General features: G+C 35.1%; 1 pseudogene. It reads right to left on the bottom strand.

What is annotated here, in order from left to right:
- Positions 1 to 151: pseudogene (locus V7Z60_RS03170) on the bottom strand (ammonium transporter); the annotation flags it as partial.
- Positions 152 to 288: the final 137 nt, after the last annotated feature.

Raw genomic sequence — 288 nt, forward strand, 5'->3', positions numbered from 1 at the left:
CCGCCACTCCGCAGATAATAAAAACCGAAAGCATCGTATTGACGACATTCTTTCTTGAAACCAATCCCCCATAGAAGAAAGCCAGTCCAGGCGTCATACAAAAAACCAAAATGCTGGAAACGATCAAAAAGACCGTATTAGCTCCATTCAACATATCAACCATTCCCTTCTGCTTTATGTCATAAATTCTAACACAACTTTAGCTAATTGCAAGTGTATTTTAAGAAAAACATCATAAAAACGTTTTCTTGTGTAAAAAGATATGACATAGATTGATCTTTTTTGATT

The sequence above is a fragment of the Ligilactobacillus sp. genome (assembly GCF_036846325.1).
In the GTDB taxonomy this organism is placed as follows: Bacteria; Bacillota; Bacilli; order Lactobacillales; family Lactobacillaceae; genus Ligilactobacillus.